Origin of the sequence: Serratia sp. Res13-Sevr-LER1-36-b, from assembly GCF_015673035.1 — a bacterium.
Taxonomy (GTDB): domain Bacteria; phylum Pseudomonadota; class Gammaproteobacteria; order Enterobacterales; family Enterobacteriaceae; genus Chania; species Chania fonticola_C.
In genome coordinates this window covers 41,330-54,648 of sequence record NZ_JADACK010000007.1, presented here as the reverse complement: position 1 = coordinate 54,648, position 13,319 = coordinate 41,330, and the positions used below count along the sequence as shown (strand labels likewise).

Annotated in this window: 10 protein-coding genes and 1 pseudogene; 2 read left to right on the top strand and 9 right to left on the bottom strand. The window is 49.3% G+C overall.

The window, feature by feature from the left end:
* Position 1 precedes the first annotated feature (1 nt).
* Entirely contained in the window at positions 2–1,036 is a 1,035-nt protein-coding gene (locus IMQ33_RS06305; protein WP_115159999.1) for a tyrosine-type recombinase/integrase, read from the top strand.
* A gap of 370 nt (positions 1,037–1,406) precedes the next feature.
* Positions 1,407–1,565, top strand: coding sequence for a hypothetical protein (locus IMQ33_RS06300; RefSeq protein WP_196061551.1), 159 nt, complete (start codon positions 1,407–1,409; stop codon positions 1,563–1,565).
* A gap of 184 nt (positions 1,566–1,749) precedes the next feature.
* Here IMQ33_RS06300 and IMQ33_RS06295 read toward each other — a convergent pair whose 3' ends face one another.
* The 9 genes and pseudogenes from IMQ33_RS06295 to IMQ33_RS26095 all read right to left on the bottom strand — a co-directional run.
* Positions 1,750–2,283: a CDP-archaeol synthase gene (locus tag IMQ33_RS06295; protein WP_230327526.1), complete on the bottom strand. Its 534-nt coding sequence runs from the start codon at positions 2,281–2,283 to the stop codon at positions 1,750–1,752.
* A 1-nt stretch (position 2,284) separates the two neighbouring features.
* On the bottom strand, positions 2,285–2,908 hold the full coding sequence (locus IMQ33_RS06290; RefSeq protein WP_196061549.1) for a CDP-alcohol phosphatidyltransferase family protein: 624 nt from the start codon (positions 2,906–2,908) through the stop codon (positions 2,285–2,287).
* The gene (locus tag IMQ33_RS06285; RefSeq protein ID WP_230326646.1) at positions 2,905–4,494 is read right to left on the bottom strand and encodes an AMP-binding protein; all 1,590 of its coding nucleotides are present in this window, start codon (positions 4,492–4,494) and stop codon (positions 2,905–2,907) included. The genes IMQ33_RS06290 and IMQ33_RS06285 overlap by 4 nt, the downstream gene beginning before the upstream one ends.
* A complete protein-coding gene (locus IMQ33_RS06280; RefSeq protein ID WP_196061548.1) occupies positions 4,494–5,537 on the bottom strand; it encodes a hypothetical protein in 1,044 nt (347 codons plus the stop codon). Before IMQ33_RS06280 ends, IMQ33_RS06285 begins: the two co-directional genes overlap by 1 nt.
* On the bottom strand, positions 5,534–8,278 hold the full coding sequence (locus IMQ33_RS06275; protein WP_230326645.1) for a phosphoenolpyruvate synthase: 2,745 nt from the start codon (positions 8,276–8,278) through the stop codon (positions 5,534–5,536). The genes IMQ33_RS06280 and IMQ33_RS06275 overlap by 4 nt, the downstream gene beginning before the upstream one ends.
* A 97-nt stretch (positions 8,279–8,375) precedes the next feature.
* The gene (locus IMQ33_RS06270) at positions 8,376–10,751 is read right to left on the bottom strand and encodes a phosphotransferase (RefSeq protein ID WP_196061546.1); all 2,376 of its coding nucleotides are present in this window, start codon (positions 10,749–10,751) and stop codon (positions 8,376–8,378) included.
* Between the two features lie 17 nt (positions 10,752–10,768).
* On the bottom strand, positions 10,769–11,710 hold the full coding sequence (locus tag IMQ33_RS06265; RefSeq protein WP_196061545.1) for a UbiA family prenyltransferase: 942 nt from the start codon (positions 11,708–11,710) through the stop codon (positions 10,769–10,771).
* 43 nt (positions 11,711–11,753) lie between these two features.
* Complete coding sequence (locus IMQ33_RS26100; protein WP_230326647.1) at positions 11,754–12,149, bottom strand: ABC transporter permease; 396 nt, start codon at positions 12,147–12,149, stop codon at positions 11,754–11,756.
* Positions 12,150–12,281: 132 nt separating this feature from the next.
* Positions 12,282–12,428, bottom strand: a pseudogene (locus IMQ33_RS26095) (ATP-binding cassette domain-containing protein); the annotation flags it as partial.
* Positions 12,429–13,319: the final 891 nt, after the last annotated feature.

Genomic DNA, 13,319 nt, shown 5'->3' with positions numbered 1-13,319 from the left:
AATGCCAGTAAGAAAGCTGCCTGATGGGCGCTGGATAGCAGACTTTTACACCGTTGACCGTAGCAGCGGTAAAGAAGGCAAGCGGGTTCGCAAAAGGTTTGCCACAAAAGGCGAAGCGATTGCATTCGAGAATTATACGCTTGATCAAATTGAGTCAGCCCCCTGGTTGGGTGAAGGTAAAGAAAAACGCCGACTGACAGAATTGGTTGAACTATGGTTTAGCCGCCATGGCATCACCTTGAATGATGGTGAGAAACGTAAAAGCGCGATGCTATGGGCTGCGGAGTGTATGGGATTCCCTCTTGCTACAGAATTTACGGCTCAACTCTTTACGGCCTATCGAGCTAAACGCCTCGCAGGTCATTTTGCCAGGACGAAACGAGTAACAAAGGTTTCTCCTCGCACTATGAACCTTGAACTAGCTTATTTTCTTGCGGTGTTTAACGAGCTCAGAAGATTGGGTGAATGGGTACAGCCAAATCCGCTTGAAAATGTGCGTCAGTTTCGCATTGATGAAAGCGAAATGGCCTACCTTACAGATGAGCAGATTGACTCACTTTTGCGTGAATGCCGAAACAGTTCCGCCAAGGATCTGGAAATGGTCGCTAAACTCTGTTTGTCGACGGGGGCCAGATGGAGTGAAGCAGAAAGTTTGAAGAGAACCCAGGTGTCAGGGAACAAAATCACGTTTGTTAAAACCAAAGGGAAGAAAAACCGTACGATACCGATTGACCCTTTACTCGCGGCCGAGCTACCTAAACGGAATGGTGCCCTATTTTCACCATGCTACTACGCCTTTCGTTCAGCGATTGAGCGGGCCGATATTGTGTTACCTGATGGACAGATGACCCACGTTTTACGGCACACGTTTGCGAGCCACTTCATGATGAATGGTGGGAACATTCTAGTTTTACAGAGAATACTCGGTCATACCGACATTAAAATGACCATGCGATACGCCCATTTTGCACCCGATCATTTTGAAGATGCCATTAGGCTTAACCCTCTGACAAAATGTCGCAAAAGTGTCGCATGAAGTTAGGAGTATTGCCTTGTATTGCCCTCTATTGCCCACGCAACCTATTGTTATTTAACTAAGTCATTGTTTTTCGGTTGGCCTGAATGGTTCTCATAATCGCTTGGTCACTGGTTCAAGTCCAGTAGGGGCCACCAAATTTTAGCTTTAAAATCATAAGATTAAGCCACTTCTCACGAGGTGGCTTTTTTGTTGGCGTATCAAGTGGTGCCCCCTTTTCGTCCCCCCAGTGAGGCAAAATGGTGAGCGATTTCATTTAATTAATATTCTGCAAACTCAAATCTTATCTGAAACATTACCGACTAATATCTGCCTTGCGAGCTATAACTATCCGAACTAGAGTCAGGACTGAAACCATGAGGCTTTCAACATGACAAAAAAAACAGCGCATCGTCACATCACTAAAACTCAAATCTACCGTGCCGTTGCCAGTTCAACCGCTACAGAAACAGGCGTTTCTGTGCAAAAAATTGAGCAGCAACTCAAACAAAATCAGGTTCAGGCTAAAGCTTTAGGCCTTGCTCGTTAATCTGGCAAAATGTCGCTCACCAATTGCATCATAAGGCTGTAGTTGCCAGATTCGCTTACCTCCAAACGCGATAAATGCCCATTAAGAATAAATTCCACATGGCATTCAGCCAGATAACTAATCAGTTATCGGCGAGATCACAACTTTAACTCACTACACCTGGATAAAAACCATTTACATCAGCCTAAAACCTCGTTTTTTTCAACGCCAGTAAATACAACAGTTGTTTCACCACAAAAGCACTCAACAAGAAAATAATGAAGAGCAGCGCGGCTGACGTTGCAGGCAACTTAAAATAGAGGGTATAGGCCAGCGTCACACCAATAGCCGAATCTATCTGATCGCCGAAGATAAAAAAGGCACGGTTGCGAACCGGCAGCTTGCCCGGTGGAATGCCCAATTTTCTTTTCATCCACGAGTTAGGCAACTCTGGCAGAATATAGCCAACCCCGGCAAGCAGTCCGGCAAGGCAGCACTCCTCAATCAGTATCGGTAATATTTCCTGTGGTGAATGAAGCTGACCAATGGGGAGCCATAAAAGAGCAAACAGTGCGGTTAACAGAGGAACCAGCAGCAACCCACGCCATGTTTTATTCGCACCAAAGCAGGAAATCGCCAAAGGAACATTTAAAGCCGCAAAGTGGTTATACCTGACAATTATCATATGGGTACAGCCTCCCAATATGACGGGGATCATCAGATACCAGGTATATAACATGTCATACCACATAGAAGCCTCTGAAATGGAGTAAAGCGAAGCTGAAGGCACCAGACAGGGTAATCAATATAATGATGCTCAGATGTTTAAACTTATAAAACGGTCGCCGCCACAGCATGGCTATGCTAAACAACAGCAGCGCAACGCTGAGCAGCAGATAACCTGGCAGCGGTGGTAGCACCAAGCGCAGCAGCAAATAGGTACCAAGGATAAACAAGCTCCAGAACACCGGCATACCGGGGTAAGAAAGCCCGCTGTTTCCTTCTATATTACCGACGTCATTAAACACCGAAAGTCGGATAGAACCGCAGGCCATCATCAACAGTAAAAATAGCGACCAGTAACCATCAAAACCTGAAAGGTAGAACACTACTGCGGGTGAAATCAGGTAGATCAACTGATCCATAAAACCATCAAGATAGCGTCCAAAGGCGCGAACCAGCTTATTACGGCGAGCCCAGATGCCATCAAGCGCATCCGCGAGCATGGCGAGAAACAACCAGGCAACCGATAAAAATAATTGTTTGTGCAGGGCGCAACCCATTGCAACGGCACTAAAAATTAGCCCAACCAGCGTAATACAATCGGCAGAACTTAAACGTACCAGGAAAGGAGACTTATTCATAAAGACGTCCTGTTCAGCCTGCATACCGTTAACGCGTTTTTTGCCAGTAAACTTTTCAGCTTCAGACGGTTAATTTTGCTGTTATGCCGAACGTCAACAGGCATCTCCGATAATTGGTAAACTTGGGTGACGTCTGTAAGCTGGAGCTCTGCCAGAATTGCCGGTAACTCTTGCGGTAGGCTGGTGCATTGCAGGATCAGGGCCGCATTGCCTTGCGGATGAGCGACCAAAGCACAACGTTCTATTTCCTTGAGGTCATTAACCCTTTTTTCAATAATATAAGGATAAATTACCCGGTGTTGATCAATGGCAATGCTGTCATTAACTCTGCCTAATAACCATATTTGCCCACCATTATCGAAGTGCCCCACATCCCCGGTACAGTGCCAAATGCCACCCTGTTTACGCGGAATTTTGTACCGCCGGGTTGCCTGCGGATTATCAATATATTCAGACAATACATGGGGGCCGGCTACCAGGACCTCACCAATATCACCGGGAATGGGTGGCTTTAGCGTCCCCGGTTCTCCGTTAGGCATGATGTCCCGCAGACAGATTTCCGCAACCTTGATCGGCTTGCCGACCAGGTAGCCATCATGCTGCGACCAACGATCCGTTAAGGTTTGTATATCGACACAGGCAATCGGCTCTGCTTCCGTTGAGCCATAAATCACCAGTTGCTGCGCCAAAGGAAAAACCTGTAGGCAGCTCTGATAAAGAGCTTTACTGCCCGGAGCACCACCAATAATGATTTGGCGTACCTTAGAAAAGGTCAGCCGCCGTGCCTGAGCATAACGAATGATTCTCTGCATATAGGCGGGCGCACCACTGATGCGCGTGACACCAAAGTGGCCAATTTGTTGAATAACATCAGCAGGATTAACGCAAGCAGGTCTGGCGAAGTCAAAGTAGGGCAGAATGCTCTGTTGCCCCATGCTCAACGTCTGCAAAACAAGCACGGGAAAACTATATAAATCAATATCATGATCTGTTGTAAGCATCAGGTTTTCGAGGGCGCGCTGTTGCTCCATCAGGCTACCATGAGTACGATTTGCCCCTTTGGGGATCCCGGTAGTACCCGAAGTAAAGGTAATCAGCCCGGTGGCATCAGGTGTCAGCGATTGACAGATAAAACCGCCATCCGGCGCATTAACGCTGACCTGTAGTTGCTGCATACCCAGCACCGGATGGCCAACCACAAATCGCTTTAACCACCAAAGCTCGGGGAGCAGCGGCCACCACTTGCCAGTTGCTGCTACGGTAATGATGGCCTTGGGCCGACAGTGCCTCAGCGTCGCCCGAAACTGCGCTCTAGTGAGCCCCCTCTCCGGCATAACGGCAACAATCCCTATTCCCAGCATAGCCACCAGCAAAGGATAGAGGTACAGGCCTGGGGGGATCATCAACACCAGACGATCGCCACGGGTAAAACCGGACTGGATCAGTTGGCGCTGAAAATGTCCTGCCAGATTGATAAAGTCCCGATAGGTCAGAGTGGAATACTCGCCGTTGGATAGCGGAACATTGAGCGCGACCCTGTCGGGATAGCGTTCAGCAGACTGAACGATGAGCTGACAAAGGTTCATCAGAATAGCTCCTTGCCATACAGTGCGTAGTCGTGATGGCGCTGATCAGTTCCTCTAAACAGCGATTTGGCCATGAGCAGGCTGGCGTTATCATCACGTATCATCGCCCCCCCCGCACGGGGATAATGTTGGCTAGTATATTGAAGATACTGACCACACAGGTGGCCAAGCACACCAGTACGCCGATAACGGGGATCTATCGCTACGGTTTTCCACAAATTGGCCTCTGCTTTACCGTCCCGATAGACCGGAAGCACCATGGACAAACCAGCAATCTCTCCATCCGTGGTTTGAGCCAACATAGAGGAATGGGGGCAAAAGCGCCGGATAAAGTGCTCCCCACAACGTTGCTGAAACTCATCCCACTTTAGCGGGGTGTATGCGAAGCCATCACCAAACAGACGATCGGTAAATGCAAACACTCGGCGTTGCTCTCGCATCCATAAAGCCGGAGTCAGCGGACGACTTTCGATATCCATGGGGAGCTTTTTCATCCGCAGGTATCGCTGTGACCAGTTATCCGCCGCCAAACTGGCATCATCGAAAGTCGAGAGATAACGGTGCTTAACGCTGAACCCTAACTGTTCCAGTAAAGTGCCATAGTAAGGTGGATTGTAAGGCTCCCCAGCGAAAGCCCCCTTTTCAAACTGATTCAGGCGAATGCGGTACTGACCAAAAGTGGAAAAATTGATCGGCCCGTACAGCTGAGTAATACCGTACTTTTTTACCCACACCGCCAGGGCGTTGAACAGGTGTTGATTGCAGGACAAGTCGTTAATGCTTTCCCAGAAACCAAAAAACGCCACCTTCTTTCCTTCAACCAAATAGGGAGGGAGAAAACCCGCCAGGCGAGCCTTTCCCGGTATAGTGCCAGTCCAAACCTTACCTTGTTCAAACCATGAGTTTTCCTGGCTGAACTGCTGTTTGAGTACCGCTTGATCTTCTCCCGGCCAGAGAGGATCGTGGCGATAGATTTGCTGCGGGAGAGACAGAAACTCCTCGGTTAGCTGCTGGCTTGGCTGCCATTCAGAGACGTTAATCATGGTAGAACCTCCTCCGCGTCTACACATGCGTCCTTTTTAAACGGCTCCAGCCGTGTCACCGTACCTGCCCCACCATCCATACGCACATACTCACCGTCGCGTATCAAGCGAGTGATATTGGGAATGCCGACAATGGCGGGGATCCCCATCTCCCTTGCCACCACGGCAGAGTGGGATAACGTAGATCCCCTTTCTATCAACAACCCGCCCGCCGTTGGGAACAGCGGCGCCCAACCGGGATCGGTTCGCTCGGTGCAAAGGATCTGCCCAGACAGTGACATCTCATCTTCGGGTGATTTGATTAAGCGTACGCTGGCCTCCACGATCCCGGGATAGCAGCCGATACCTTGCAGTTGATTTTCATCTGATGGGAGTGCTTCCGCCTGGTAAGGGTTGGCAAAGTCATGCTTCTGAAACAGGGAGCCATGACAACAGATGTGATGGGCCAGTTCTTCCGCTTCATAGCTGGCATATTCCCGTTGGCGGGCTCCAACCAGCGGTTTTAACTGGGTTTGAACGGCGGTTCCTTCATAGCCACTATAGATCTCATCCAGCGTGAGATAAAAGATGTCACGGGCCTGAGAGAGAATACCTTCCTGAGCATACTGTCGGCCAAGCTGATTAAACAGATCGCGATAAATCCCGAGCAACCTTGTACGGGTAAAGCGCATATTTTCCCGATGACGGATAGCCTGACGAAGCCTGGCCAGATGACGTTTAAACTGCCGCATGCGACGCGTGCCCAGCTCGTACTCCACGATGCTAAAAGCACGCTTTTCCGCTTCGCTGCGTAATCCCCTTTCTCTGGTAGCCAGTGATTCTGGCGTTAAGTCGTCCAGCGTCAGATAGTTTTTCAGGATGGTAAACAGAAAGCGGGGATCATAGCGAAGCGTTAAGGTTTCCAGCTTCATTTCACCCATGGTGCGGTCGCCATATTTATCGATATAGCCAATACACTGCCGGTAGAAATGAGCGTCTTGGGTCTTGAGCTGGTTTAGCAGCGTGGTGCCTTGCCCCTGTTCAATACGTTTACGCAAGGCGGGTTTAGAGCGGACGTACTGGCACATGACCAACAGCTCTTTGGTCGGCTGAGTACTTTCAATACCCTCTTCTCCAGAGAGTAAATCCCCCATCAGGGCAGCAGTTTTTTCAACTCCCGCAGCAGCCAAAGTACGGTATACCCGCCCGTTGTACATCATGACGTAAAAGTCATTGAGGATCGGCGTAGTCCAGCGCCGTAGCAAGTGTGTATCCAGATACCTAAGCAGTTCTGTCAGTTGGTTCGCCGTGAGCGTATGCAGTCGGTCGCGCGGAATGTTTGCCGTGAGGGTCCTGAACTGCTGTAAAAACTGTTCAACGTGGTTATCCATATTGCGAAACGAAGCCAGCAGGCGGACCAAAGCCTTCACCATGCCCGGCAGTTTGGCCGCTTTCTCCCACAGGGTAAACTGCCTGGATTGGACAAAATCCACCTGTTCCGTCAGCCCCATCATCCGTTCCATATCCTGCTTGTTGGTTTTGAATGATGGCAATATCAGCAGGCAGCGATACCAGTTATTGATATTGTAATAAACCCGCCCTTTAATCAGCCCCAGCATGTTATCTAACATCTCCTGAGACTGGCTAACTTGCTTATCAGAACAGCCAAGAATACGCATAGTTTGCTCATATACCGTCGCATAGGCGGCTCTGGCAAACGAGAACGTCAACGGCGTGGTTACCCCACAATAGGATTCCTGAATATTGGCGTTGTTAAACACCAGACAGCGGTCAACCGGTTCGGCGACTTTCGGCAGGCGGGTAATCGGACGAGTTTGTAAAATATAGAGCAACTGGTCTTTAATGGTCCACTCAATATCCTGCGGGCAACCGCAGTGGTGGGCAATGCTATTACCTATATCCCGTAACGCATAAATTTGTACATCGGTGAGCGTTTCGGCCCACTGGCTGGCTTGATCAATATTTTGAGTGACCGTACCCCGCTGACGGGTTTTATCAAACACTAACGCAACGCGCTTTTCGACAATACGGCGCTCAATCTCATCCTTGAACAGATGGACACTAAACTCATCCGTATCACATTCACCAGAAACCACCCCTTCACCGACACCCCAGGCTGAGGAGATCAATCCATGCTGGCGGCTCCCTGTCACCGGATTTGCAGTAAACATCACGCCGGAAACCTCACCGTCCACCATTTTCTGAATAATGACGGCACTGCGGATATTATCCACAGGTATTCCCCTGTGCAGCCGATATTGCAGTGCCCGGGTATTAAAAGCGGAAGCCATCACGGCACAAATGCTTGCGCTAATCGCTTCAAACCCCTGCTGGAACAGATAGCTGTCCATCTGCCCGGCAAAAGAGGCATTTTCCGCATCTTCACCAATGGCTGACGAACGAACAGAAAAGAAAGTATCGGGATAGTCCGCCAACAGTGCCGACAGGGGTTTTCGTAGACCCGCAGGCAACTGTGCCTGCTGTATCCGTTGCCGCAACGGGGTGGCAAGCTCTTCCAGTGCCTCAAAGGTGATATCCGCTGTGACGGTGGTTAACCGCTGCACCATTTCGGCAGTAACCGGATCCTGAGTGACCAGTTGAGTAAGGATATCGCTTGGCACCACCCACCATTCTGGTACGGGATACTGTTCCAACGATAACCATAAAAGATTGGCGGCTTTTCCTCCCAATTGATCCTGAGTTAATTGTACGGCCTGATGCTGAGAGTATAAGTTTGTCATAGAGTCCATTTGAGCGATCCGATCGGGTCAGTTGCCCAACAGAAGAACCGCTGAGTAAACTGACCAATCTTGCACGCCTCTCCTTGGCTAAAATGAATTAAGTGGTGCTATGAACTCGTGTCAGTTCAATAAGTTTGCGCAGGGTCTGCATAGCTCGATCGATAAACGGATAGGGGCTGACGTGGTGTGCCATTAAATAGAATGGAATACGCCGTAGCCAAAAATCATGCAGCGCCAGCACGTAACCTCTCTGCCACTGAATGGCATCAACAGCGCTTTGGCTATGGTGCTCTAACTGCTGGCGATGAAATTCGAGGTAGTGCGCCACCGTCTCAGCGCTAATATCTGCCTGCTGCGTGAAAACCAACAGCTCGACCAGATCCCGCTGAGGCAGGTGCAGCATGGCCAGTTCCCAATCCCAGCAGCATAGCTCCAGCCGCTCATCACACTGCCGGAAGGCAATATTGCGCGGATTAAAATCGTTATGTACCAGCGTGCGTGGCATCTGCTCTATTTCGCTGCACCAGATTTCTATGCTGGCTATCCATGACAAGAAATAATCATGCTCTGACGGGGTAAAGTAGTGGGCTACGTTTTGGGCCATAAAACCCGCAAATGCCTGTAACAGGGGCCGTTGCGCCAGAGTGTTCTCTTTGCCCTGCGGGCAGATTTCAGGGAATTGCTGTAACAGCGCGCCCTCCTGCCCCAGCCAAACGGCATGGATTTCTGCAATACCCGCGATGGCCACTTCAATATGGCGGGGTTGCCATAAGCCGATGGCGTTGGTGGAATCCATCAGCACTAAATCGTGCAGGTGCTCTTCAATCAAGGCATAGGTGCGCGTTTTGTCATCACGAATAACACCATAAACCTTTGGCATATACCGCGTCAGGCGTGGATCCTGCTGATTCATTACCGCCACTTCGCGGCTGTGGGTGTTAACAAACTCTATCAGGTGTGTCGCATCTGAAAGAGCCTGAAGCAGAGCCGGTGAACTTTTCCCGGCAAAAAACTTCATCATAGTGAAGATGTCTTGATCCAGAGGCTTGAGCTTCAGCATCACCGGAATATCCTGCCGTGCCGCATTGGTCAAAGTACCGGGAAACAGCCCCATCAGCCTGTTCGAATGTTGGGCGCTGAGGGTGGTCAACAGACTGTATTTTTCGTCTGAACCTGCCGATATAGCAGCGGATACCGGCAGTTTACTGCCCCAGACCGGGTTATAGGATGCGGAGTGGAAGAAAGCGAGATTGAGCTCCGCCAATGTGGTGGGAGCGGCGGCAAGGTGTGGGCGGTTGCGCCCCAGCTTCTCATGGGATTTGGCAAATTCATCTGCCGCGATAGCGGACAGCGTGGAAATATCCAGGGCAAGGCAATAGCTGGCAATAATTTCCGCCAGCTTGCTGGTACCGTCCGGCCCACTACAGCCTAACATGTTCAAACATTCACGCTGATGAGGGAGATAAGTGCCGCCGCCAACGGTACCTATGACCAGAGAAGGCAATGTGATGCTGCAATAAAGCGCCCCCTCGTCGCTCAGCTCCATGCGTAAATGAGCTACGGAAGATTCATGGATGCAGGCAATATCCTGTCCTAGGGCAGTAAACAGTGCCGCAATGACATTAGCAACGTTGATATTCACACCGACCATACCGGCGGCTATGGCGCCTTCCACAGCACGGTGGTAAGCATTAACTAACTGAACAGGAGTGACCCGCAGGATGGATTGACACACTCTGGCACTCAGGTACACCTCGGCAATCACTCGCGTACCCCGGCCGTGGATCAGCGACTGATAAGAGACTTTCTTATCGCTGGATAAATTACCATCGATCATAAAGTGATGAGGCTTAAGATCAGTGGTCGTCGCCAGCTTCTCCTGGATCCACCGGCAGACATGCCAGGTGCAGGTTGTCGTCATATTCTGCCCGGCGGCAGCACCTGTTTCATAGATAAAGTGTAGGTGTACACTGCGCCCGATAATCTGAGGTGTTAAGGCCACCAACTGCGCATAACGAGAGTGGCTGGAAATTTCGCTGCGTAACTCATCGAGATAGTTGACTACCCAATGACTGAACTCCAGCGCCTCTGTCACACTGAGAAATTCAAAGTGTGGCACACGCATCATACGCTGGCCCAGCACCCTGGCCGTGGCACCGCCAGAACGGGTAATCGCCGTGGCGCCCCGTGAAATAGAAGCGATCAATGCCCCTTCCGTTGTCGCAAACGGGGCGTAGAACAACCCCTGAGCGTGCAGCCCGTTGATTTGCAACGGGCCACCAATACCTACAGGGACTTCGACCGAGCCAATAAACCCTTCAATGTTGTTGGATAGCGCGGTGGCATCAAACGAGTTCTGGGCAACCTTATCCAGCGAACACTGCATGTACTTTGACAGATAGGCTAAACGCTGCTGCCGGGCTTTTTCCGTATAGGTATACAGATAACGTGGTGACAGACCTTTTATCGACATGATAACATCCTTAAATATCAAACGATTACGGCAGTGAAAATCGTTATTGCACACACCAGATAACCAACGGCCAGGTAGAGACCAACAATGGCTTCATTGCGCTTTCGGTTGCGAATACAGGGGTGATGTAAAAACGTAACGAGCTGATACAGGGTTAAAATATAGAAAATCACTAACGGGATCAGGGATAAAAAAGGAACATTCCCGATAGTCGCCATAATCAACCCTAGCTGGATGAGCAGCATCACAGAAATCAGTATGATCAGAATGATTAAAATGGTTTTTATCCCATAGATTGAGGAGTAGGTAGGGATCTCTTGCCGATCTTCATCCGGGCCTTTAAACTTACGAGTGATTTCGAAAATAAATCCCGCAGTAAAAGAGAGAAGCATCAATATTTGCATCGGAGCACTGAGCGTAACGCCAGGAACCGCTATATTGGCCAGCCACCAGATGATTAACGGCATCACCAACATATGGGAGATGGCATAACAGGTCAGGTATTGATTGAGCCACTGACCAATAAAGAACTCTTTACCCATCAGGCAGGTCCAGGCGAATAGCAGTACCCACGCCAAGGTCGCCCCAGCGATACCCCCATCAATGGCCATACTGGCGAAGAGCTGTAGTGCAATACAACCTGCACCGACAAATTTAAGATGTTTGAGCGTGATCAATCCCCGTTGAAGTACCCGCTGAGGATGATGCTCACAATCGATGAGATAATCCTTATGTTCGTCAAAAATTCGCAACAGCAGAAAATAGGACCAGGATAGTAGGCAGCCTATAATAATATTCCATGAGAAAATCACCTCCCTCTTTTCTGAACTGGCCGCCACGGCATAAGCGACAATAAACAGCAGAACAAAGAAGGGGGCATTCGGCAGTGGAAAACGCTCGTGTACCCATAGCATAAAGCGCCATACCAGCGGCTTTTCATATAATCCATTATCTTTCATAAATCACTTCCATCGGGTTTTGAAATCGGGATAGCGGTATTAATTAATCAAGAGTGCGGTGGTAGAAATAGAGGCCGAGGAGCATAAATCCGCAGGTAAATCCGATCAGCGGCCAAACATCTGACCCCATCTCAAAGATGGTGTTACCCTTCAGGATCACGCCACGGGCCAGCCGGAGAAAATAGGTCATAGGTAAAAAACAACCAATAACCTGCGCCCACTCTGGCATCCCCCGGAACGGGAACATAAATCCGGTCAACAACACCGAAGGTAAAAAATAGAAGAAAGTGAGCTGCATTGACTGCAACTGGTTTTTAGCAAAGGCGGACAGCGCAGCTTCAGGCAAGTTTCTGTTTAACACCCGTTCCGACAGCATATTCGCGGCCATCAGCGGTTGAATAATGGCTACCGGATCGGTGGCGTCAGCCTCAATCAGCATACTGGCTTTTTCACCGCGTAATAATTTATGACTAAAGTCAGAGGGGAAATTAATAACAAACTGTACTTTTCCCTGTGCCAACGCCTCTGCAGCCTGTTGCTCCGTGGCCAATTCCGTTTTAAAAGAGAAATAACCGGAATTATGTAGCGCATACAATATTTGCCAAAACTCCTGCCGGGCGTTAGGGTCACCCCCTGCGGTGGGTTCATCCAGCAACAAGAGTTTCGGGTTATGCAACAGGCTGGCGGAGAGTGCCAACCGCTGCTTCCAACCGCCGGAACCCACTCCCCGACCTGATAAAAAGTGTCAAATACTTGCGCGTTTACCAAGGAAGCGCGTGTCATTTGATCCTGTGCACACTTGCTTTGATTAAGCACCGACTTTGCCGCTTCAATACGAGCATCGCGGGCGGGGAGTTCATCAGCGGAAAGGCGATTTTGTAACTCCTCAACTACCGCTGCTTTTTGATTATAGTCCGAGCGGTAGGTTTCCAGTTCAAACTCAGAAATAGCCCCGCGTTTTGCCTGCTTTTCATTACGTGCCAGTTTTGAATGGGCGAGCCGTGTTGCAATAATGGCACCGCTGAGCTGGGCTCGCAGAACATCTAATTCCATTTTTCTTTTACCAGACTGTAAATCAACAAGCGTGGATTGTTCTATATCTAACTGATGCTGCACCTGTAAGTAGCGCTGGGTTTCACGTTCATTATCCAAAGCAAACAATAAAGCATCAGATTGAATTCGATCGCCTTTTTTGACATAGAGGTTTTTTAGCATACCAGAGGCTGGGGCGGCAATATACATAAATTCCCCCTCGACATACCCCTGGATCAACAGATCATTCTTATTATCACCGGCAGAAAGCAACCATGACATTAGAGTACACGCTATTATCTTTTTAAATCTAATAGCGATACTCAGCGACAAATAGAGCATCAGGGAATTATCCTTTTCCATAACACCATAATAATTAAGCAGTAAGACAAAACCGTTTTACATACCCGAGCGATTCTCCCGTTAAGCCACTGGTCGTGGCCGCATCCTAAATGCAGCATACGATTTCAGGGAGCAGACTGCTTATACCACTTCATCAGCAATGAGTAGGAAGCAAAGAATAACCATGATAGCTATACCAGTCAACATTATTAGTTAATGAAATCAACACCTATAA